The organism is Pseudomonas sp. Pseusp88, assembly GCF_047303955.1.
GTDB lineage: Bacteria > Pseudomonadota > Gammaproteobacteria > Pseudomonadales > Pseudomonadaceae > Aquipseudomonas.
The window spans coordinates 110927-133914 of record NZ_JBGLYM010000010.1 but is presented as its reverse complement, the minus strand read 5'-3'; the positions used below and the strand labels follow the sequence as shown (position 1 = coordinate 133914).

Sequence of the window (22988 nt, the reverse complement as noted above, 5' to 3'; positions counted from 1 at the left end):
AGCCATTGCTCGAGCTCATCAAGCCGTTGCCAGCTAGTAGTTAGTTACGATCATTGCAGAATGCCTGTACTCGAGGACATGAGCGCCCATCGCAACAATTAAACGCTCGTCCGCCGATACGGCAGTCAGAATATTCGGTCGAGGTCCAAGGGGCGAATGGATCCAGCCCGTTCCCGCAAAAGAAGTATCTCTGGAACCATCCGAATTGAATCGCGCCACGAGAAATCCATATTCCCCTGTCGACAATTGCATGCCGCCAACCGCGATGATTTTAAAATCTGTCCGTCTAATGCCTTGCACGGTAAGCGTACTGAAATCATCGCGTTGGTGACCTACCACTTGAAACAAGACAGGCTTACCATTGTTGAAAGTCCGTATATGCCTTCCATACTCATCAAGGCAGGTAATCATCGAGAAGACAGCGCCTGAACTTTCGATCACCCGATTGACGCAGACAACACTTGAATCCGGACCTTCCACCATGCCTACGCACCGTAGGGAATTCGAACTCGTATATTCCCTAGGGTCAATCAAAACGCTGCCGTCCTCGCCGTATGTGTGATCAATCACTCCCGCCTCGGTATATCTCGCAATCCAGGCCAAGCGTATGGATCTAGCGTTATCAAACAAACTACCGCAAATAACAATCTTGCCGTCAGCAAGCGCCTGAACAGACTCAACCTCCAAGGCGTGCCCCACCGGTGGAATGAATAATGCTACGCCTTGCTTGCCAAAACTATCGTCCAGATTTCCGTCTGCCGTAAACTTTGCAATGTACGCTCTGTCAGCAGTATGAGCACCACCATAGACGAGTGCACCGGAGGCCAGGGAGCAAGATTTCCCACTGCCCCCCACACCGTAAGCTTCAGATTGGCTATCCTCGATATTCAGCGGGGCTACAAAATCATCATGATCAAGACCAATGTCCAAATGATGTAGTACTATCCCGGCCTCTCCGAATTCCTCATCCAGACTACCATCGGCCTTTAGCCGTACCAGCGCGACTTCGTTCCTGACCAGACGATTACTCGCAACCAGGGTGACTCGGCCGTCAGGATGTAAATCAATATGATTAATAGCTATATAGGTCCTTCTAAACACACCACCCAAGTCTATTTTAGCGACACCATCAATCCCATAACTGCGGTCAGGCCGATAATCTCTGCCCAAGCGTGCAACCATTGAAAAACGCGTTAGATATATGGGAATCAATGAGTCATCATCAACCTGGAACGCATAATAAAGCGTTCCATCAATGTACCGAGCCATACGAATCGTGCCTTGCGCGTGAAACTTAAAGGACACATTAATTATATCTTTAATGACACCCGCCTCTTCATGCCTTTTCATGATAAAAACCTCATCTAGCCTGTTAAAAACAGAGCATTCACGCTGCCCTTCGCCCACTTAACCATTAACCAGCATGACGACGGACTTATCACCATTGACACCCGCAGCAATGATTGCACGCGGCTCAAGCGTGAGCGCCGAGAGCGAGTTAATGCCAGGTGCAAACTGTTTATTGAACCAGCCATTTGCAGCAAAAGAATGATCCCTGGTTCCATCGGCATTAAAACGCGCCATTAGAAACTCGCTTTGCCCCGGGCCGTCACTCATGATACTGGAACGCCCGGCCACGACAATTTTAAAAGCAGTCTCGCTGTGGTGTTGCAGCACGACACGATGGAAATGGTCAACACTGTGACCTATCACGCTAAAAAGCACAGGTTTACCCTTATTAAAGGGCAAGACGTCAACGCCATTTTTATCAAGATGAGCGACAACTGTGCCCCTTGGGCTCTGCTGATCCCTCAGAACAAGCGTGAAGACGCAGACCAATGATAAATCCGGGCCTTCTGCAGCGCTTTGACACATAAAACCAAATACTGCGTCGGCGGGATAATCCTGCGGAGGGTCATATAACACGAAGCCGTCCTTGCCGAATGTGGGGTCAACAATTCCGTCCGCGGTATACCTGGCGAGCAATCCCTTAGGCTGCACTTCATCACGTTCACTGAAGAAATGGCCGCAGGCAACAATTCTCCCGTCAGAGAGTTCGGTGACGGACCATAGCTGAACGGATAGCCCTTCGGAGCCCGCAGGGGCAACCTGTACAATGCCATTACTGCCAAAGCTTGTGTCCAGGGTTCCATCTGGCCTGAACCGGGCCATGAAGCCGAAACCCGGATTGGGGAAAATGGCAGTAGTGCTGGCATAAATAAGCGCGCCAGAGGCGAGGGACGTCAGTTGCCCAGCTGCCCCCCGCTGTCGAGCATCTGACGGCTCACGGTAGGCAGCATCAGTATGGCCCGGGGATATATTTAAACGGTGTACAATGGTTCCACCCTTGCCGAACGTCTCATCCAACTGGCCATCAGGCTTGAATCGCGCCAAACCTGCCATGAACGCCCCCGCCATATCACGCACAAGCACCGTGACTTTGCCCTGCGCATCCAGCTCCATCGCCAGAATATAGGCGCCTATCGTAAACTCTGGAAGCTTGTCAAAACTCACCTGAGCGAAACCAGCTGTACCGTAATCAGGATCCGGGCTGTCAGTCGTATCGAGGCGAACCACCACAATGCTGTTTCTCGAATACTCCGGACCGGTCCAGGGAATCACCGTCGCCGTGAAAGCGACATAAAGCCGCCCATCAGAATGTCGCGCGATACTGCCAACCTGTTCAACCGGACGTTTGAAGGGAACTTCAAATAGCGCCCTGATATATCCCAACTCGCTATATTTGTTGATTTTCAAGATAAGCTCCTCATATAGGATAGCGCCCGCTTCCTTGAACACCAGGCACTACTCATCAATTAATTCCGAACAATCACTCTCCCTACATTAGCAGTCACGATGCATACCGACACCAGACAAAGACAGTATTCTTAGATCAATTCTCGATAAGCCATGATTGCCATATCGACGTCTAATATCACACCATGTTATTAATGAAAAGCCCCTCACTAACAACGAACAACACTATTGACAACTACAGGTATTTTTTCGACGCCCCCTCTAGTGTGCGAAGCCCTGTCGACCGGCACAAGGTTGCGAAGGCTCGCTCGGCTCATTGGCTAACTGACGACTCAACCCTGCCGGGCTTGCCTGGATCTGTAGGAGCTGCCGAAGGCCGCGAAATTGGCTGCCTGGTGTACGGTGCAGAAGTCCCACTTCGTCGATGGCGAGGTGTTTGATCAGATTTATCCGGAAAAGTAACTTAGTCGATATATAAGCAAGACGGCAACCTGTTGACATTCAGATTACCGTCCTGCCATGGATAAAATTCAAATAAAAGCGCGTTTGCGCTGCTCCCCCTGCACTGCGACTCCTCAGTTTCTGATGACCGTAACGGTCGCCGCATTGTTATTTCCACCCAAAACCACAATTGATCGTCTTTCTAACATGATGAATCTGAGCTTATGGAAGCCGCCTTTATAGGCCTCAGTAAACCATCCCTGCCCCGCAAAAGATGTATCTCTGGAACCGTCAGTATTAAATCGCGCCACCAACATCTCTGGCCGCCCCGAAGCCGTACCGGAGGTACATTCGCCAGCAGCCACAATCCTGTTATCCAGACCGACTGCAACAGCATGCAGGAAATCAATTTCGTGACTGACCACGTCGAAGATAACTGGCTTACCCGCATTGAATGAGTACAAATCGACACCATTCTGATCAAGAAATGAAACCTGTGAATAAAGATTTAATGGAGCCCCTGGATCAAAGACGGTTATATTCGATACACAAGCAAGAGAGAACTCAGGACCTTGCGCTACTGCTCCACACTCAACACGCGAAACATTTGAAGTCCCCTCAGGAGCTCCGATTATCAAGTGCCCCTTATCACCGAATGTCTGGTCAACTACGCCATCTGGGAGGCACCTGCAAATCCAGCCCCGCACGGGGGGTTCACCTGAGGGTAATTCAATATAAGCAGAACCAAAGACCACCATTCGTCCATCGGACAGTTCAGCGACTGCTCTGCACTCCAGACGATACACTTCAGTCCGGGGAGAAGATATCTCTGTTACCCCGTCTTGACCAAACGTCCTATCCAGGCTTCCATCCGGCCTGAATTTCGCGACAACGACCAATTCCTTCCCCTCATGGCTAAAACCACCGCAGCAAATAAGCGCATTAGAGGATTGAGAAATCAGGCGCGCGTTTGACCCTGACCCTGAATCTTGATGTTCATTTGGCGTAATATTTGCGTAAGTGACAGGCGCTGCAGATACGGGTGAGTCTCGTAGATAATGTATGATGCTCCCACCATTTCCGAATGCTTGATCCAGTCGGCCACTGGCATCAAGTTTTACCAACCCTGCGGCTGTTCGCGCGTGACCATACGCTATCAGAACAACACTGCCTTCATCTTGCAGTACCATGGCCTGGAGCTGAAGTCCGGACTCTCTGAAAAAATCGATAGTTGTAAATCCTTGTTCCCCATAACCCTTATCGAGATTGTTTTGCGCATCCAGACGGGTAACAATTACCGTGTAGCGAGGAGGTTTGTAACCCTCCAGGGCACCGGAAAAAGCCACATACATCCTACCCTCGGGGTCCCGGGCCAGACCGTACACAGCATTAACAGCGCGCTCATATGGCACTTCAAACATCTCTAAAATTCGCCCTGACTGCTGTTCTCCTTTAATAGATTCCATAATAGAAGTTCCTTTAGGCTGATTATTAAGCGTGCCTAATCCACATCCAAACAAAGAATCGATGCACAGTCACGCCATAATAATAGCTTCGCCTGATGCCTCATGGACCGATCCTTAATATCAAATCTCGATAACTCAAAGTCGGCTTAAAGCTGATATAAATTTAAATCCCGAATCAGACCAGACAGGTGTTAACCGGTTGGCGAGCCGCTCGATACACCATATCGACTTCGGCGCCTTGTGATTGGTTGCGGCACCAAATAGGCAACGAACTAACCTCGATTCAACTGGCTTTGTCTGCTAGCGTTTTATCTAGTGGATTCAATCAGTTGCATCGCCATCAGTTTAAAATCAGCCGCAGATGTTGTGGGAGCGGATTTATATGCGAAAGGTCATGATCGTGCAGAACTTTTCGCGGATAAATCCACCCAGAAGTCGCGATATCTCTACGCAACACTTAACGCAGACAGAGCCATTCAATTGCCAAACTGACGACTCAACCCCGGAGGCACGCCGTGCCCATCGGTGGCTTGCCATGGGCCGTCGGGGCTCAGGGCCCAGGTCCAGCCGTTGTCCCAGCGGTAGTAGGTGCGCTGGCGGTAGAAGGTGTTACTGGCATTGTCCAGCACGTGCACACCCAGGCGCTCGTCCCAGTGGCTATGACCGCCAGGGGGTGGGGCAAAGTGGCTGGAGGTTTTCTGCGGTGCCCCAGGGGTTTGCGGCGTGTTGCCGCGCGGGGTGCCGGGCTGGGAGGATGGCAGGCTCGGGATCGGTTGTTCGCTGCGTTGTGCCGGGGGCTGAACCGCACAGGCACTCAGCCCCAGAACCATGGCCAACAAACTGATACGGGCGGTGCGGTACATGATGGATTCCCCTGTCGTCGGATTGATAAGGCTCTTTTCAAACCCCAGCGCAGCTCTGTGGGACCGGCTTTAGCCGGGAAGGCCTGTTCCCGGCCAAAGCCGGTCCCACAGGATTCGGTGTTATTGATCCGGGCTATCGATGGTCAGCGCCTGGAGTTCGCTCACGCTACTGGCTAACGGCTTGCTGCGCCCTATCCACTCACCGGTGGTCGGTTGCCCGGCGCGGGATACCCGCGCCAGAAGTTGGACTTCAGGGAAGTTCGACAGTTTCAGTTGCGGCATCATTGCATCGGCATCGCCCAGTTCGACATCTACCGGCAAATCGGCCACGGTGACTCGCTTGACCGCCAGCGGCGCTGCAGGACCTGATACGGCGCGAGCAAAAATAAAGACGCTGTCTGCCGGCGCAACCCTGGCCTTCAGTTCAGGGGCCAGATCAACGTGGACCCTGATCAGCGCAGCCTTGGCCGGGACCGCCTCCGCCAGCTTGCCGCCACTGGCGGTCAGCCGCTCGCTGGCACGGTCGATACCGCCCTGCAGGGCCGAACGCGATGGGTCGTTGGGCGGCAGTACGGCCAGCAAGCGTTTCCAGTAGTCCACCGCCTGCTGATAACGCTCGCTTTCGAAGGCGGCGATACCCAACAGGCCGAGGCTGGTGACTTCCTTCGGGTCAGCCTTGAGCGCCTCGCTGGTCAGGGCCTGGACCTGCGGGGTGAATTTCTTGTCGGCAGCGAAATACAGTGCCTGAGCCCACTGTCCGAGCAGCTCGGGCTGACGTCCGGCCAGGCCCACGGCGCGCTCGAACATGGCGGCGCCGTCGGCTGGGCGATCCTGGGCCATGTAGGTCCGGGCGAGGTAGTAAGTGGTCTCGGCGGAGTCCGGCTGGGCCTTGACCGCCCGCTCCAGGCGTTGGGTCATTTCCCCTATGGACGCAGGTGGCGTGGCGAACTCGCGGGACAGCTCGACCTTGTCGCTGGCGCCGAAATGCAGATACAACCCAAACCCCAATACTGGCACCAGCACGGCGGCCAGCAACGGCAAGGGCTTGCCCAGCCGCGAAGTACGGGCGCTATCGGCCCCCTCGGTATCGGTCAGCAGCTCACGGGCGGCTTCGGCGCGGCCGCTTTCCAGCTGCGCCTCGGTCAGCACGCCTTCGGCCTGCTGGCCTTGCAACTCGGCGATACGCTCCTGATACAGGGCGACGTTAAGGGCGGTGCGATCTTCTTCACGCTGGGCACGACGGCCACGCAGGACAGGGATCAACAGGAAACTCAGGGCCACCAGCAACAGCAGGCCGGCCGCCAGCCAGAAATCAGTCATTCGCGATTTTTATCCAACAGATGGGCGAGGCGCTCGCGCTCCTCGTCAGAAAGGACGTCGGTATCGTTGCGGCCTTGGCTGCGACGCCGTCCGACAATCACGGCAATCACCAGTACGCCGCCGAGCAGCAGCCCGGCAGGACCGAACCACAACAGCCAGGTACGTGCGCTCAGGGCCGGTTTGTAGCGGACGAAGTCACCGTAGCGGTCGACCATGAAATCGATGATCTGCTGATTACTCTGGCCTTCGCCGAGCATGCGGTAGATCTCGCGACGCAGGTCGGCGGCAATCGGCGCATTGGAATCGGCGATGTCCTGGTTCTGGCACTTGGGGCAGCGCAGCTCCCTGGTCAGTTCACCGTAACGGGCGCGTTCGGCCTCGTCACGAAAGGAGTAGGCGTCGATGGCGGCATGGGTGACGGTCGCCAGCCCCAGGCTGAGTACGGTCGCAGTCAACAGGCGCTTGATCATTTCGCTTCGTCCACCAGAGCCTGATAGCGGCTGGCGAGTTGTTCGCGCCAGACGGTGTCGTCGATTACGCCGACGTGCTTGTAACGAATGATGCCCTTGCGATCGATCAGGTAGGTTTCCGGCGCGCCGTAGACCCCCAGGTTGAGGCCCAGGCTGCCGTCTTCGTCGCGGATATTGAGCAGGTACGGGTCGTGGAATTCCTTGAGCCACTTCAAGGCGTCGGCGTTGACATCCTTGTAGTTGATGCCGTAGATCACCACGCCCTGTTGCGCCAGCTTGTTCAGCACCGGATGCTCGACCCGGCAAGACACGCACCAGGTGCCCCAGACATTGACCAGCGCCGGTTTGCCCAGCAGGTCGGCACGGGTCATGAGCTTGTCGCTCTGCACCGCAGGCAGGGAAAACTCCGGGAACGGCTTGTCGATCAGCGCCGAGGGCAGCTCGGCGGGATCCAGGTACAACCCGCGATAGAGAAACAGCGCCACACCAAGGAACAACACCAGAGGCAGTAACATGATCCAGCGCTTCATGCCGCCACCTCTGCCAGGCCCAGGGCCTCGCGAACCTTGCTCCTGACCTTGACCCGATAACGCCGGTCCAGAGCCGCGAGCAAGCCTCCCAACGCGGTGATCAGGCCGCCGAACCAGATCCAGCGCACGAATGGTTTGACATGCACCCGCACCGCCCAGGCGCCGTTGTCGAGGGGCTCACCCATGGCCACGTAGAGGTCGCGGGTGAAACCGCCGTCAATACCGGCCTCGGTCATCATCGATTGCTGCACGCTGTACAAACGCTTCTCCGGATGCAGTTCGGTCACCAGTTGGCCGTCGCGCAGCACACGAATAGTGCCGCGATCCGAGGTGTAGTTCGGTCCCTGATAATGCTTGGCGCCGTCGAAGACGAACATATACCCGCCCAGTTCGGTGGAGTCGCCGGGAGCCAGACGCAAATCGCGCTCGGCGCTGTGCTGGCTGGACAGGACCACGCCCAGAGCGCAGACGGCGATACCGATATGGGCCAGTTGCATGCCCCAGTAACTGCGGGTCAGGCTGCGCATACCCTTGATCAAACCCTTGTGGCGGGTCTTGTCGAGCAGGTCGCGGATACCGGCCAGCAGCACCCATGCTGCCAGCGCGCAGGTGGCCAGCACCGCCCACTGGAAGTCGCCGAGGGCAAAACCGGCGATGGCGGCCAGTACAGCCGTACCGACCAGTACCGGGGCGAGCATGCTTGCCAGCCATTTGACCGGGGTGTCTTTCCAGCGCACCAGTACACCCACGGCCATGACCACCATCAACAGCCCCATCAACGGTACGAACAGGGCATTGAAGTACGGCGGGCCGACCGACATCTTCGCCCCGCTCATGGCATCCAGCACCATCGGGTAGAGAGTGCCGAGCAGAATCATCGATGCGGCGACCACCAGGATCAGGTTATTGCCCAGCAGCAGGGTTTCCCGCGACCACAGGCCAAAGCCTACGTGGCTCTTCACCACCGGGGCGCGCAGGGCGAACAGGGTCAGCGAGCCGCCGACCACGAACAGCAGGAAGATCAGAATGAACACGCCACGGGCCGGGTCCGACGCGAAGGCATGCACCGAGGTCAGCACCCCGGAGCGCACGAGGAAGGTGCCGAGCAGGCTCAGGGAGAACGCGGCGATGGCCAGCAGTACGGTCCAGCTCTTGAACACGCCGCGCTTTTCCGTGACCGCCAGGGAGTGGATCAGCGCCGTGCCCACCAGCCAGGGCATGAACGAGGCGTTTTCCACCGGGTCCCAGAACCACCAGCCGCCCCAGCCAAGTTCATAGTAGGCCCACCACGAGCCCAGGGTGATACCCACACCGAGAAACGACCAGGCAACGATGGTCCAGGGCCGCGACCAGCGCGCCCAGGCAGCGTCGAGGCGACCGCCGAGCAAGGCCGCGATAGCGAAAGCAAAGGCCACGGAGAAGCCGACATAGCCCATGTACAGCATCGGCGGATGGACGATCAGGCCGATATCCTGCAATAGCGGGTTGAGGTCACGACCGTCCGCAGGGATCTGCGGCAGGATGCGGCTGAAGGGGTTGGAGGTGACGATCAGAAACAGCAGGAAGCCGACGCTGATCATGCCCATCACTGCCAGTACCCGCGCCAGCATGACCTGAGGCAGTTGCCGGGAGAATACCGAGACGGCAAAGGTCCAGCCGCCGAGGATCAGCGCCCACAACAGCAGCGAGCCTTCATGGGCACCCCACACCGCGCTGAACTTGAAGTACCAGGGCAAGTGGCTGTTGGAGTTTTCCGCGACATAGGCGACGGAGAAGTCGTCGTTCATGAATGACCAGGTCAGGCAGCCGAAGGCAAACAGCAGAAAGGCAAACTGTCCCCAGGCTGCGGGCTGGGCCAGGCCCATCCATTGCCGGTCACCGCGCCAGGCGCCCCAGAGGGGTACGCTGGCCTGCACCACGGCAAAGCACAGTGCCAGAATCATGGCCAGATGGCCGAGTTCAGGAATCATGGTTCTTTACCCTTGTTTTGCAGGTGTGGTGGAGCCCGGGCCAGCCTGGCCGCTTTCTTTCAGGGCCTTGGTCACTTCGGGGGGCATGTACTTTTCGTCGTGCTTGGCCAGCACTTCATCGGCCACGACCACGCCGTCACTGTTGAGCTTGCCCAGGGCGACGATGCCCTGCCCTTCACGGAAAAGGTCTGGAAGGATGCCGCGATAGGTAATGGTCACCGACTTGTTGAAGTCCGTGACCACGAATTTGACGTCCAGGGAATCGGCGGAGCGTTGCAGCGAACCCTTTTCCACCATGCCCCCGGCGCGGATACGCGTGTCATGGGGCGCTTCACCCGAGGCAATCTGGGTCGGGGTGTAGAACAGGTTGATATTTTCCTTCAACGCACTGAGGGCCAGGGTCGCGGCTATACCGACCCCGGCGAGGATGGCGACGATGATCAACAGGCGCTTCTTGCGCAACGGATTCACTTACGGTTCTCCCAGCGCAGACGTCGCGCTTCTTGTTGCAGGTAACGCCGACGGGCCAGCACGGGCAACGCCACATTGAGGATCAGCACAGCGACGCAGATGCCGTAGGCCGACCAGACAAACAGAGCATGATGCCCCATGGCCAGGAAATCGCTGAATGAAACAAAACTCACAATTGCTCCCCTTGCTCTGCCGGGTGGCCCAGGCTTTTCAGGACTTCAGCCTTGACCCAACTGGCCCGTGCTTCACGCTTGAGCACTTCCAGGCGCATGCGTAACAGCAACACCGCGCCAAAAAAACAGTAGAACCCCAGCACCGTGAACAGCAACGGCAGCCACATCTCGGCGGGCATCGCCGGTTTTTCCGTGAAGCTGAAGGTCGCGCCCTGATGCAGGGTATTCCACCATTCCACCGAGAATTTAATGATCGGGATATTGACCACACCGACAATAGCCAGCACCGCGCAAGCCTTGGCCGCGCTGTCGCGGTTGGTGATGGCATTGCCCAGGGCGATCAGGCCGAAATACAGGAACAGCAGGATCAGCATGGAAGTCAGGCGCGCGTCCCAGACCCACCATGCCCCCCAGGTCGGCTTGCCCCAGATGGCACCGGTGATCAGGGCCACGGCGGTCATCCAGGCGCCGATGGGCGCCGCGCACTGCAGGGCGACGTCGGCCAGCTTCATTTTCCAGACCAGCCCGACCACGCTGCATACCGCCAGCATCACGTAGCAGGATTGAGCGAGCATCGCTGCCGGCACATGGATATAGATGATGCGGAAGCTATTGCCCTGCTGGTAGTCCGGCGGTGCAAAAGCCAGGCCCCAGACGATACCGATACTGATCAGCAACAAGGCGGCGACACTCAGCCATGGCAGCAGCCGGCCACTGATGCCATAGAACCATTTCGGCGAGCCCAGTTTGTGGAACCAGGCCCAGCTGATGCCGCGCTTGACGCTGCTATTCACACTGCCTTTCATCAGATTGCCTTTCATCACGGATGCAGGGTTCGGTAAGAGGCCCGACTATGCGGCGCACTCCTCAAAACCTCAATTATTCACCGACGCTGATCTTCAGGCCGGCGGCTATCGCAAAGGGTGCCAGGGTCACTGCCAGGGCGGTCAGACTGCCCAGCCACAACAGATAACCCGTGGCGGGCATGCCCATCAGAGCCGCCTGCAACGCGCCACTGCCCAGGATCAACACCGGGATATACAGCGGCAGAATCAATAAAGCGAGTAACAAACCACCGCGTTTCAAACCCACGGTCAGCGCCGCACCTACGGCGCCGAGCAGGCTGAGAATCGGTGTACCCAGCAACAATGACGCCAGCAACACCGGCAGACATTGCGCCGGCAAACCCAGCATCAGGGCCAGCAGCGGTGCCAGCAGCACCAGGGCCAGGCCGGAAAAAACCCAGTGTGCCAGTACCTTGGCCAATACCAGAAGCGCCAGAGGGTGCGGCGAAAGGACCCACTGCTCCAGAGAGCCGTCCTCGAAATCACTGCGAAACAGCCCGTCCAGCGAGAGCAGGACCGACAATAACGCGGCCACCCACACCAATCCCGGCGACAAGGTTTGCAACAATTGCGTCTCGGGGCCTACCGCCAGGGGAAACAGTGCAATGACAATCGCAAAGAACACCAGGGGGTTGGCAAGCTCGGCCGGACGACGAAACAGCAAACGTGCCTCGCGGGCGACGAGCAGAGTAAAGACATGACTCATACGGCCCACTGTCCCAGGTCAATGTCCCGATAACCTGTCGGCATACGGGTAAGGGTATGGTGAGTGGTCAGCACGACCATGCCGCCCTGCTCACAATGTTCGGCCAGATGCGCTTCCAGTTGCGCTACGCCCTGCTTGTCCAGAGCAGTAAAGGGCTCATCGAGAATCCACAGCGCCGGGCTGTCCAGATACAGGCGGGCCAAGGCCACGCGACGATGCTGCCCCGCAGACAGGGTGTGGCATGGCAGATCCTCGAAACCGCGCAGCCCTACCGCTTCCAGCGCCTGCTGAATCGCAGCGGCATCGGCCGGACGGTGCAAGGCACAGAGCCAGGTGAGATTCTCGGTCGGGGTCAACAACTCCTTGATCCCGGCAGCATGACCGATCCACAGCAGTTGCCGGGCCAGCTCGGCGCGTTGCTCGATCAACGGCCGGCCATTGAGCAGGATTTCACCTGCACTGGGCTGCATCAACCCGCACAACAAGCGCAACAGGCTGGTCTTGCCGCTGCCGTTGGGACCGCTGATCTGCAGCATGTCGCCGGGAACAATCTGCAACTCGAGGTTCTCGAACAGCATGCGCCAGTCACGCTCGCAGGCCAGGGCTGTTGCTTGCAGCAGGGGAAGAGGACGGCTCATAAGCTGATCCAGAAATCTGATGTGTAGGAGCTGCCGAAGGCTGCGAAAGGTTTCAGATCCATTCGCAGCCTTCGGCAGCTCCTACAGGGGCGCGTCGGGCGTTGGCGGATCCGTCATCACACAAGGAGAACTCAAGTCCCCCTTGAAATGGCCGTTATAGAGGTGCAGCTTGATTGCCTGCCGGCTTCTTCGAGGGCCGGAATTATACATGTCTCTCCTCATCGCAAGAGGGCAATTTCCAGGGTCGCAATTAATGCCAGCTGATATTCCCAGTCTTTCCCAAGCCTCTGCCGCCATGGCCCTGGCGCGCGCCGGTGTATCTGCCGGTCAGATATTCCAGCTCCTGCAACCGATGAAAAACCTGGTTGCGCCAGGGCAAGCGGTGACCGCCGAAGTGGTCAACCTCAAGCAGACCGGGGACCAGACCTATCAGCTGCTGCTTAAACTGATCCAAGGCAACGGCACCCAGAGCATGGTCCCGGTGACCAGCACGCTGCCCCTGACACCCGGCACCAGCCTGACCGTTACCCAAGCATCAGCCAATACGCTGAGCCTGTCCTTGCAGCAGATCAATAATGCGCTCAATAGCGTGCTGACGCGCCTCGACACGCAGAAACTGCCGGTTGGCACTCTGCTCCAGGCCAAGGTCCTGACCAGCCAGGTGGTGACCGATACCCTGGCCCAGCTCGGCGGCCAGTCGACCGCACAACCCGCTCAGCCAGGCGCTGCGCAGAACGCCCAGACCGCCGCGCTGTACCGTTCCATCGTGGTGCTGCTCAATACCGCCCAGGCGGGTACCACCCTAAGCATCGAAAGCCCGCGCCCACTGCCCATCGGCAGCCTGCTCAACGCCCAGGTCCAGGGTAGCCAGAGCTTGAATTTCGTGCCCCTGAGCGCAGGTCTGGATCAGCTTGCTGCAACCCAGCAACTGGCCACTCAGCAAGGGCGTCAGGGTTCACTGGATGTGCTGATCAATGCCTTGCAGACCCTGCAGAACAGCGCAGCAACCAGCGCCCCGACGACTATCACCAGCAGCGCCGCGCCTATCGCGCTGCCCGCCGCCGTGCAGGACAGCATCGACCAGTTGCTGGCGGATCTGCCGGACATTCAGCAGATGTCCACCGCAAAAGGCGTCGCCCAGGCCATCAGCGCCAGTGGCACCTTCATGGAAGCCAAACTGCTGGCGGGCACCGATCCGATGCAGACGCCGGATCTGAAGGCCAATCTGAGCCGCCTGATCGCGCAGATCCTGCCAGGCCTGCCGGACAACACCAGTTACGACGCCGTGGCCGCGTCGAACATGTTGGCGCGGATGATGCCCGCCGTGATCCGTAGCGCCCTCGGCACCCTGGGCCAGGTAGGTGAGCGCCCGCAGTCGATCAATTTCCCCCTGCCCTCGCGTTCGGTCATTGCCGGGGAGAAAGATGATCTGGAAATGCTGCTCAAACTTGCCGCAGCCGCCGTTTCCCGCGTGCAAAGCCATCAACTGGGCGGACTCGAACAGACCCGTACCCACGCCGACGGCACTCAGACCAGCACTTGGCAGATGGAAATCCCCATGCGCAACGGCCAGGACGTCGTGCCTTTGCAGGTGCGCATGCAGCGTGACGATGTGCCTGAGCAGGAACAGAAGCCGGAAGGCGAAGGTAATGAAGGACGGGATGCCCGGGAAAAACTGTGGAAGATCGAGCTGGCTTTCGACCTTGACCCCCTCGGGCCGCTTCAGGTGCAGGCGCAACTGCTGCGCGGCAACCTGTCGAGCCAGATGTGGGCCGAGCGCGCGGACGCCGCAGAAATGATCTCCCGGGAGCTGGGCTATCTGCGCGAACGCCTGATCGCCTCGGGCCTGACGGTGGGTGAACTGGCCTGCAGCCAGGGCAAACCGGCCCATGGCCCCCGGACCAAACTTGAAAAGCGCTGGATTGACGAGAACGCCTGATGAGCAGCAGCGACACTACCCCGCGCCAGGCCATTGCCCTGACCTATGACGGCGTCCAGGCACCGACCTTGTCGGCCAAGGGCGACGATCAACTGGCCGAGGCCATCCTGGCCATTGCCCGGGAAGCCGAAGTACCGATTTATGAGAATGCCGAGCTGGTCAAGCTGCTGGCGCGCATGGAGCTGGGTGACAGCATTCCAGAACCGCTGTATCGCACCATCGCCGAAATCATCGCCTTTGCCTGGCACCTGAAGGGCAAGTTCCCGGAAGGTCGCGACCCGAATGCGCCGCCAATTGAGCGGGATATTACCCCGAAGGCTTGAGGGCCAAGCCTGGATACCTGTAGAAACACCTGTAGGACCGGCTTCAGCCGGGAAAACTTATTCCCGCCTGAAGCCGGTCCCACAAATTGTGCCTCGACTCCTGGATATTATTCCGCAGTATTGCGATGCAACTTGCTCATCAGCTCGGCTTCGGCCTGAGTCAGACCGCAGGCCTGGGTCAGTTCGTCGACACTGGCGCCCATGCCGACCAGGCGTGCGGCCTGGGCAAAGGACAAGGAAGAAGGGTCGCGCTGTTCAAGCGCAGTCAGCTTGTCGGGCAAGGGTGCGACCGTCGCCCGTAACTCGTGCAGATCCTGCCCCATGCGTACCGTGCCATTCTGAAAATTGTCCACGCGACGGGCCAATTCACGATAACGCTGGTCACGCAGGGCATCGCGCTCGTCGCGCTCGCTATCGAGCTTGCGCTGCCGTTTGCCCTGGGACAGGAACATCACCAGCGTCGCGATCCAGAGCACAGCCAGGACCGCGACGACCACCTCGAGAATCAATCAGATGTTCTCCAGCTCGGACCACTCTTCTTCGGTCATCATTTTGTCCAGCTCGACCAGAATCAACAGTTCGCCGTTTTTGTTGCAGACGCCCTGGATGAACTTGGCCGATTCGTCGTTGCCCACGTTTGGCGCGGTTTCGACTTCCGACTGACGCAAGTAAACCACTTCGGCAACGCTGTCGACCAGAATGCCGACGACCTGCTTGTCGGCCTCGATGATGACAATACGGGTGTTATCACTGACTTCCACCGGCGGCAGGCCAAAGCGCTGACGGGTGTCGATCACGGTGACGACATTACCGCGCAGGTTGATGATGCCCAGCACGTAGCTTGGCGCACCCGGAACCGGCGCGATTTCGGTATAGCGCAGCACTTCCTGAACCTGCATCACGTTGATGCCATACGACTCGTTGTCCAGGCGGAAGGTCACCCACTGCAGAATGGGATCTTCGGAACCTTGTGCAGACGACTTCTTCATACCCCTTACCCCTTACGTTCGTGCTGTGCAGGCGACGCTGTTAACGCCGTCCCATGATTATTTGATCTTGTGCATCTGCTTGACCGCGCCACTGGCAATCAACTCTGCCAACTCTGCAACATCCAGCAGCGCGCACATATGTTCGATCACTGTACCGGCCAACCATGGCCTTTGGCCACGATGACCGCGCCATTTAATTTCTTCCGGGTCCAGACGCAACGAGCGACTGACCTGGTGGACCGCCAGTCCCCACTCGTAGCCCTGGACCGAGATCACGTATTGCAAGCCCTGGCGGAAGTCGTCGCGATAACGATCCGGCATGATCCAGCGCGCGGTATCCAGCACTTTCAGGTTGCCCGCCTGGCTCGGCAGAATCCCGAGGAACCAGTCCGGCTGCCCGAACAACGGTGTCAATTCGTGGCCGGCCAGAGGATAGATCGACCCCAGGCAAACCAGCGGCACCGCCAGGGTCAACCCGGCGACGTCGAACAACAGGCACTCGAACGGCTCGGACGCCCATTGCGGACGTTCACTGCCGGTCACCGGTGGCGGTGGTATGCGCTGCATCTGCGTTGGCAGGTGCACATCCACGACCGGCTCGACCAGCGCTACAGTCTGCGATGGTACGACCAGGGCCTCGGCAACCTTCATCGGAGCCGGCACAGGCACCACCAGCGGCACATCAAGCCGCACCTCGGGTTTGACCTTGACCTCGACCGGTGTCGCCACCGGCACGGCCACAGCCACAGGTGCAGGCGCCGCTACGGCAACGGCCACAGGACTGACCACCGGCGCCAGCATGCGCGCATCGTGGGCCATCTCTTCGCGTACGGCAGCCTCGAACTCATCAAAGCCGTCGGGCTCGACCAGTTGTGTCTCGACAACGGCCAAGTCTTCGGTCGCGTCCTGAAGCAGGGCATCCAGATAGGACTGTAGCGCCAATTGCGGGCGCGTGGCCGTAGCGACAGGGCGTTCTGTTGGGCGCTGATTCATGACAGGACCCGCCAAAGATTCCAGCAACTTGCTGACGTTATCGGCTGCATCGACACTTGACTTGAATGTCTGCACGCCACGCCGGGTAATAAAATTCTCAGGTCCACGTCAAGCCACCTGCGCCGCGGCGAGTTGTTCAGAGAGCAAATGCTTGAGCAAGGCCCGGTAAGCCAGGACGCCGCGGCTCTTGTTATCGAACTGCGACGGAGTGACCCCATTGCGGCTGGCATCACGCAAACGGGTATCGACCGGGATATAGGCTTTCCAGACATGCTCGGGAAAACTGTCGCGTAAAAGCTTGAGGGTGCCCATGGACGCCTGCGTTCGCCGATCGAACAAGGTCGGGACGATAGTGTAGGGCAGCGGATGCTTGCGCGAACGATTGATCATGGCCAGGGTGTTGACCATGCGTTCCAAACCTTTGACGGCAAGGAACTCGGTCTGTACCGGAATAACCAATTGTTGACTCGCCGCCAGGGCGTTGACCATCAGTACGCCCAGCAACGGTGGACTGTCGATGATGGCGTAATCGAAATCCTGCCACAGCTGCGCCAGACTTTTGGCAATCACCAGGCCAAGGCCGCCCTGCCCCGGCGTCTGGCGCTCCAGGGTCGCCAGTGCGGTGCTTGATGGCAGCAGCGAAATACGCTCGTCACTGGTAGGCAGCAGCAACTGCCCCGGCAAGTCCTGAGGCACCGTGCCCTTGTGCAGGAACAAGTCAAAAGCACTGTGTTCCAGAGTATCGGGGTTATGGCCGAAATAACTGGTCATGGAGCCATGCGGATCGAGATCGACGACGACCACGCGCTTGCCCGCCTCTGCCAGCAGGCCCGCTAACGCGATGGAGGATGTGGTCTTGCCCACTCCTCCTTTTTGATTGGCTACTGCCCAGACTCTCATTGTGCTTTTTCCTCCCGCCTGGCCATTGCCAAAACGAGAAACGACCTATGGGGCGGGTGACGGAGAATTGACGGTCCTGTTCGGTATCGTCGGCTTGAGTGGCGTCGGTGCAGTTTGTGTGCCAGCACGCTTCAATGCAGCATCGGGCTGCGCATTGGCCGTGCCGGACCCCGTCAGACTACGACGCACCTCAAGATTACGCGAAATCACCAACACGACCCGGCGATTGCGCCCGCGCCCTTCAGCCGTGTCATTGGAGGCAACCGGCTGGAACTCGCCATAGCCGACGGACGCCATGCGGGCCGGGTTGATACCCTCCATCGCCAGGATCCGCACAATACTGGCCGAGCGTGCGGAAGAAAGCTCCCAGTTGGTCGGGTATTGCGCGGTATTGATCGGTTGATCATCGGTGAAACCCTCGACGTGGATCGGGTTGTCGAACGGCTTGATGATCCTGGCCACCTTTTCGATGATATTGAATGCATTGTCGCTGGGCATGGCATTACCGCTGCCGAACAACAGGCTCGAATTCAGTTCGATCTCGATCCACAGTTCGTTGCCCCGTACAGTCAACTGGTTGGACTTGATCAGGTCACCGAATGCATTGCGCACATCGTTGGCAATGGACTGCAGCGGGTCGGAAGACTTCTGGCCGATCCCGGCGTCGGTCTGCTCACTGTCCTTGACCAGGGGTTCGGCGGGCTTGACGGTATGAGGGCGGTTATCGCCGATGGGGATCGGCTTGGTGCTTTTCTCGGCGTCGTTGAAGACCCCGACCAGCGCCTCGGAGAGAATCTTGTACTTGCCTTCGTTGAGGGACGAAATCGAATACATCACCACAAAAAAGGCAAACAGCAGGGTGATGAAGTCCGCGTAGGACACCAGCCAGCGCTCGTGATTCTCATGTTCTTCGGGCGGTCGACGTCTGGCCATGAGCCCTACTCCATGAAGCCTTGCAGCTTGAGTTCGATGGAGCGAGGGTTTTCACCTTCGGCGATGGACAGCAGCCCTTCCAGAAGCATCTCCCGATAGCGGGACTGGCGCATGGCAATGGACTTGAGCTTGTTGGCAATCGGCAACAGGATCAGGTTGGCCGAGGCCACGCCGTAGATGGTCGCGACGAAGGCCACGGCAATACCGCTGCCCAGCTGGCTCGGATCAGCCAGGTTGCCCATCACATGGATCAGGCCCATGACCGCACCGATGATGCCCACGGTCGGCGCGTAACCGCCCATGCTCTCGAACACCTTGGCCGCATGGATATCGCGAGTTTCCTGAGTGATGAAATCCACTTCCAGAATGCTGCGAATGGCCTCCGGCTCAGCGCCGTCCACCAGCAGTTGCAAGCCTTTGCGGGCATAGTCGTCAGGCTCGGTGTCGGCGACCGACTCCAGGCCCAGCAAACCTTCCTTGCGCGCGGTCATGCTCCAGTTGATCACCCGGTCGATACCGGCCGGCAGATCGATGCGTGGCGGGAAGAGAATCCACAGGAGTATCTGCACGGCGCGCTTGAACGAACTGAGCGGCGTCTGCAACAGCGAGGCCGCCAGGGTCCCGCCAAGCACGATCAGGGCAGCCGGACCGTTGAGCAGAGCACCAACATGTCCGCCTTCGAGAAAGTTGCCGCCGACAATCGCCACGAACGCCAGGATGAGGCCAATCAGGCTGAGTACATCCATCAGATACAGGCCTCGACCAGGTGTTTACCGATTTCGTCCAGGCTGTACACCGCGTCGGCCAGGTCCGCCTTGACGATGGCCATGGGCATGCCATAGATCACGCAGCTGGCTTCGTCCTGGGCCCAGATGTGGCTGCCGCCCTGCTTGAGCAGACGCGCGCCTTCACGGCCGTCGGCGCCCATGCCGGTGAGAACCACCGCCAGCACTTTGTCGCCGTAGGATTTGGCCGCCGAGCCAAAGGTGATATCCACGCACGGCTTGTAGTTCAGACGCTCATCGCCGGGGAGGATTTTGATCGTGCCACGGGCATCGACCATCATTTGTTTGCCGCCGGGCGCCAGCAATGCCAGGCCGGGACGCAGGACATCGCCATCCTCGGCCTCCTTGACGCTGATGCTGCACAGCTTGTCCAGGCGCTCGGCAAAAGCCTTGGTGAAGGCCGCAGGCATATGCTGGATCAACACAATGGGTGCCGGAAAACTGGCGGGCAATTGAGTCAGGACCCGCTGCAGCGCCACCGGGCCACCGGTGGAAGTACCGATCGCCACCAGCTTATAGGCCTTGCGCTTGGGTGCGGGCGACGACGGCGCGTGCTGCGCGGCAGGCGCAGGATGATGAGCATGACTGTGGCTGCTGTGGACAGCAGGGGCCGGAGCTGACGTACGCGACGGGATAGAACGCGACGGGGCCGGGGCTGCCGTTCTCGCCGCTGGCGCAGCTGCAACAGGTGCCGCCGTCGGTGCATTGAAGCCACTGAAACGGCGATTACTGCGCGAGATACTGTGGACCTTCTCGCACAGCAGTTGCTTGACCTTCTCGGGATTGCGCGAGATGTCTTCGAAATTCTTTGGCAGGAAATCCACCGCGCCGGCGTCCAGAGCGTCCAGCGTGACGCGGGCACCTTCGTGGGTCAGCGAGGAGAACATCAAGACCGGAGTGGGACTGCGTTGCATGATGTGGCGCACAGCGGTGATGCCGTCCATCATCGGCATCTCGTAGTCCATCGTGATGACATCGGGCTTGAGCAGCAGCGCTTGCTCGATCGCTTCCTTGCCATTGGTCGCCGTACCGACGACCTGGATGTTGGGGTCCGAAGAGAGAATTTCCGTAACACGGCGGCGGAAAAAACCGGAATCATCCACCACCAGGACCTTGACTGCCATAAACACTCCAAAGGGCGCCACGGGCAGCATTCAGGCTGCCCGCGCTCCCAGAATCAAATACGCCGTGCGGCGTAACGCTTGAGCATGCTCGGTACATCGAGGATCAAGGCAATACGGCCATCACCGGTAATGGTGGCGCCCGACATGCCCGGCGTACCTTGGAGCATCTTGCCCAGCGGTTTGATTACCACTTCTTCCTGGCCGACCAATTGATCGACGACAAAGCCGATGCGCTGCGTGCCGACCGAAAGAATCACGACGTGGCCTTCGTGCTGTTCCTCATGCGCCGCCGAGCTGATCAGCCAGCGCTTGAGGTAGAACAGTGGCAACGCCTTGTCGCGCACGATGACCACTTCCTGACCGTCGACAACGTTGGTCGTGGACAGGTCCAGGTGGAAGATTTCGTTGACGTTGACCAGCGGGAAGGCGAAAGCCTGGTTGCCCAGCATGACCATCAGCGTCGGCATGATCGCCAGGGTCAGCGGCACCTTGATGACGATCTTCGAGCCCTGGCCCTTGGTGGAGTAGATATTGATCGAGCCGTTGAGCTGGGCGATCTTGGTTTTCACCACGTCCATGCCCACGCCGCGTCCGGAGACGTCGGAAATCTCGGTCTTGGTCGAGAAGCCCGGAGCGAAGATCAGGTTGTAGCAGTCGCTGTCGCTGAGGCGATCGGCTGCATCCTTGTCCATCACACCGCGCTTGACCGCGATGGCGCGCAGCACTGTCGGGTCCATGCCCTTGCCGTCGTCAGAAATCGACAACAGGATATGGTCGCCTTCCTGCTCCGCCGAGAGCACTACCTTGCCGCCGCGCGGCTTGCCCGAGGCTTCGCGTTCTTCCGGGGTTTCGACACCGTGGTCGACCGCGTTGCGCACCAAGTGGACCAGCGGATCGGCCAGGGCCTCGACGAGGTTTTTGTCCAGGTCGGTCTCTTCCCCGACCAGTTCCAGGTTGATTTCTTTCTTCAGTTGCCGGGCCAGGTCGCGAACCAGTCGCGGGAAGCGACCGAACACCTTCTTGATTGGCTGCATGCGGGTTTTCATCACCGCGGTCTGCAGATCTGCCGTTACCACGTCAAGGTTGGACACCGCCTTGGACATGGCTTCATCGCCGCTGTTGAGCCCCAGACGCACCAGACGGTTACGCACCAGTACCAGCTCGCCAACCATGTTCATGATTTCGTCGAGACGGGCCGTGTCGACTCGTACCGTGGTCTCGGCTTCCGACGCCGGTTTTTCCGGTGGCGCGGCAGCGGGAGCGGCAGAGGCAGATGCACGGGCAGGAGCTGCTGCGGGTGCAGCAGCCTTGGCCGGTTCAGCCTTTGCTGCTGGCGCAGCAGCCGCTGCCGGTTTGGCGGCGGCAGCGGGAGCGGCAGCCGGTTTGGCCACTGCTGCTGGCGCTGCGACGGCGGCAGGTTCGAACTTGCCCTTGCCGTGCAGTTCGTCGAGCAGATTTTCGAATTCGTGGTCAGTGATTTCATCACTGGCCTTGCCGGCAGCGGCAGTGGCAGCGGGTGCGGCGACTACAGGCGGCGCTGTCGCAGCGGCATCAAAGGAGCCCTTGCCGTGCAACTGATCGAGCAAGGCTTCGAATTCTTCGTCGGTAATATCACCTGACTCGGGCGCACCGGCAGCCGGTGCAGCGGGCTTGTCTGCGACCGGTGCGGCAGATATCGCATCCGGGGCAAACTGGCCTTTGCCGTGCAACTGGTCGAGCAGGGATTCGAATTCGCTGTCGGTGATTTCGTCGCTGCCAGCCGCAGCAGCATCCGGAGCCGCCGCTACAGAAGCAGCAGGCGCCGCCGCTGCAGCCTTGGCCGCATCAAGGGAATCGAGCAGTTGCTCGAATTCATGATCGGTAATTTCGTCGGAAGCAGCTTCGACAGGGGCGTCTTCAGCCACTGGAGCCACAGCAACCGGTTCCGGTTCCGCGGCAACGTCCGCCGAAGCCGGTTCGGCCAGGCGAGCCAAGGCAGCAAGCAGCTCAGGGGTGGCAGGCGTGACGTCCGTGCGCTCACGCACCTGACTGAACATGCCGTTCACCGCATCCAGTGCTTCAAGGACCACGTCCATCAATTCCGAGTCGACGCGACGCTCACCCTTGCGCAGGATGTCGAACACGTTCTCGGCGATGTGACAGCACTCCACCAGCTCATGCAGCTGGAGGAAGCCGGCGCCCCCTTTTACAGTGTGAAAACCGCGAAAAATTGCATTGAGCAGGTCTGCGTCATCCGGTCGGCTTTCCAGCTCGACCAATTGTTCAGATAACTGCTCCAGAATCTCGCCGGCCTCTACCAGAAAATCCTGAAGGATCTCTTCATCGGCGCCGAAGCTCATTGGGGTGCTCCCT

23 protein-coding genes are annotated in these 22988 nt (G+C 59.0%); 2 read left to right on the top strand and 21 right to left on the bottom strand.

Annotation, left to right across the window (positions count from 1 at the left end; all coding sequences use genetic code 11):
- Positions 1-33 precede the first annotated feature (33 nt).
- The 13 genes from ACCD02_RS15510 to ccmA form a co-directional block, all read right to left on the bottom strand.
- On the bottom strand, positions 34-1350 hold the full coding sequence (locus ACCD02_RS15510; protein ID WP_413303279.1) for a hypothetical protein: 1317 nt from the start codon (positions 1348-1350) through the stop codon (positions 34-36).
- Positions 1351-1407: 57 nt separating this feature from the next.
- Entirely contained in the window at positions 1408-2757 is a 1350-nt protein-coding gene (locus ACCD02_RS15505; protein WP_413303276.1) for a hypothetical protein, read from the bottom strand.
- A gap of 575 nt (positions 2758-3332) precedes the next feature.
- On the bottom strand, positions 3333-4664 hold the full coding sequence (locus ACCD02_RS15500) for a delta-60 repeat domain-containing protein (protein ID WP_413303274.1): 1332 nt from the start codon (positions 4662-4664) through the stop codon (positions 3333-3335).
- A gap of 476 nt (positions 4665-5140) precedes the next feature.
- Positions 5141-5527 (bottom strand): hypothetical protein, encoded by a 387-nt coding sequence (locus tag ACCD02_RS15495; protein WP_413303271.1) that lies wholly within the window; start codon positions 5525-5527, stop codon positions 5141-5143.
- Positions 5528-5647: 120 nt separating this feature from the next.
- Positions 5648-6847: a c-type cytochrome biogenesis protein CcmI gene (ccmI, locus tag ACCD02_RS15490; RefSeq protein WP_413303268.1), complete on the bottom strand. Its 1200-nt coding sequence runs from the start codon at positions 6845-6847 to the stop codon at positions 5648-5650.
- Entirely contained in the window at positions 6844-7317 is a 474-nt protein-coding gene (locus tag ACCD02_RS15485) for a cytochrome c-type biogenesis protein (RefSeq protein ID WP_413303265.1), read from the bottom strand. Before ACCD02_RS15485 ends, ccmI begins: the two co-directional genes overlap by 4 nt.
- Positions 7314-7847 (bottom strand): DsbE family thiol:disulfide interchange protein, encoded by a 534-nt coding sequence (locus ACCD02_RS15480; protein WP_413303263.1) that lies wholly within the window; start codon positions 7845-7847, stop codon positions 7314-7316. Before ACCD02_RS15480 ends, ACCD02_RS15485 begins: the two co-directional genes overlap by 4 nt.
- Positions 7844-9817 (bottom strand): heme lyase CcmF/NrfE family subunit, encoded by a 1974-nt coding sequence (locus ACCD02_RS15475; protein WP_413303261.1) that lies wholly within the window; start codon positions 9815-9817, stop codon positions 7844-7846. Before ACCD02_RS15475 ends, ACCD02_RS15480 begins: the two co-directional genes overlap by 4 nt.
- Positions 9818-9823: 6 nt before the next feature.
- Entirely contained in the window at positions 9824-10288 is a 465-nt protein-coding gene (ccmE, locus tag ACCD02_RS15470; RefSeq protein WP_413303258.1) for a cytochrome c maturation protein CcmE, read from the bottom strand.
- Complete coding sequence (ccmD, locus tag ACCD02_RS15465; RefSeq protein WP_413303255.1) at positions 10285-10461, bottom strand: heme exporter protein CcmD; 177 nt, start codon at positions 10459-10461, stop codon at positions 10285-10287. The genes ccmE and ccmD overlap by 4 nt, the downstream gene beginning before the upstream one ends.
- On the bottom strand, positions 10458-11267 hold the full coding sequence (locus ACCD02_RS15460; RefSeq protein ID WP_413303252.1) for a heme ABC transporter permease: 810 nt from the start codon (positions 11265-11267) through the stop codon (positions 10458-10460). Before ACCD02_RS15460 ends, ccmD begins: the two co-directional genes overlap by 4 nt.
- A 73-nt stretch (positions 11268-11340) precedes the next feature.
- On the bottom strand, positions 11341-12012 hold the full coding sequence (ccmB, locus tag ACCD02_RS15455; RefSeq protein ID WP_413303249.1) for a heme exporter protein CcmB: 672 nt from the start codon (positions 12010-12012) through the stop codon (positions 11341-11343).
- Positions 12009-12650, bottom strand: a complete 642-nt coding sequence (gene ccmA, locus ACCD02_RS15450) for a cytochrome c biogenesis heme-transporting ATPase CcmA (protein WP_413303246.1) — start codon at positions 12648-12650, stop codon at positions 12009-12011. Before ccmA ends, ccmB begins: the two co-directional genes overlap by 4 nt.
- 253 nt (positions 12651-12903) lie before the next feature.
- Here ccmA and ACCD02_RS15445 point away from each other — a divergent pair, with 253 nt between their 5' ends.
- Both ACCD02_RS15445 and ACCD02_RS15440 read left to right on the top strand, forming a co-directional pair.
- A complete protein-coding gene (locus ACCD02_RS15445; RefSeq protein ID WP_413303243.1) occupies positions 12904-14589 on the top strand; it encodes a flagellar hook-length control protein FliK in 1686 nt (561 codons plus the stop codon).
- A complete protein-coding gene (locus ACCD02_RS15440; protein ID WP_413303240.1) occupies positions 14589-14912 on the top strand; it encodes an EscU/YscU/HrcU family type III secretion system export apparatus switch protein in 324 nt (107 codons plus the stop codon). Before ACCD02_RS15445 ends, ACCD02_RS15440 begins: the two co-directional genes overlap by 1 nt.
- A gap of 107 nt (positions 14913-15019) precedes the next feature.
- On the opposite strand, the gene ACCD02_RS15435 is transcribed toward ACCD02_RS15440, so the two are convergent.
- The 8 genes from ACCD02_RS15435 to ACCD02_RS15400 all read right to left on the bottom strand — a co-directional run bounded on the left by ACCD02_RS15435 (position 15020) and on the right by ACCD02_RS15400 (position 22975).
- Complete coding sequence (locus ACCD02_RS15435; protein ID WP_413303238.1) at positions 15020-15421, bottom strand: DUF2802 domain-containing protein; 402 nt, start codon at positions 15419-15421, stop codon at positions 15020-15022.
- Positions 15422-15901, bottom strand: coding sequence for a chemotaxis protein CheW (locus ACCD02_RS15430; RefSeq protein ID WP_413303235.1), 480 nt, complete (start codon positions 15899-15901; stop codon positions 15422-15424). It lies immediately after the preceding gene.
- A gap of 57 nt (positions 15902-15958) precedes the next feature.
- The gene (locus tag ACCD02_RS15425; RefSeq protein WP_413303429.1) at positions 15959-16921 is read right to left on the bottom strand and encodes a CheW domain-containing protein; all 963 of its coding nucleotides are present in this window, start codon (positions 16919-16921) and stop codon (positions 15959-15961) included.
- 81 nt (positions 16922-17002) lie between these two features.
- Positions 17003-17794, bottom strand: coding sequence for a ParA family protein (locus ACCD02_RS15420; RefSeq protein WP_413303233.1), 792 nt, complete (start codon positions 17792-17794; stop codon positions 17003-17005).
- Positions 17795-17839: 45 nt separating this feature from the next.
- Positions 17840-18727 carry a flagellar motor protein MotD gene (gene motD, locus ACCD02_RS15415; RefSeq protein WP_413303231.1) on the bottom strand — a complete coding sequence of 296 codons (888 nt, stop codon included), beginning with the start codon at positions 18725-18727 and terminating at the stop codon, positions 17840-17842.
- Between the two features lie 5 nt (positions 18728-18732).
- Complete coding sequence (locus ACCD02_RS15410) at positions 18733-19473, bottom strand: flagellar motor protein (protein ID WP_259105409.1); 741 nt, start codon at positions 19471-19473, stop codon at positions 18733-18735.
- Entirely contained in the window at positions 19473-20636 is a 1164-nt protein-coding gene (locus ACCD02_RS15405; RefSeq protein WP_413303229.1) for a protein-glutamate methylesterase/protein-glutamine glutaminase, read from the bottom strand. The genes ACCD02_RS15410 and ACCD02_RS15405 overlap by 1 nt, the downstream gene beginning before the upstream one ends.
- Before the next feature lie 53 nt (positions 20637-20689).
- Positions 20690-22975 (bottom strand): chemotaxis protein CheA, encoded by a 2286-nt coding sequence (locus ACCD02_RS15400; protein ID WP_413303227.1) that lies wholly within the window; start codon positions 22973-22975, stop codon positions 20690-20692.
- Positions 22976-22988: the final 13 nt, after the last annotated feature.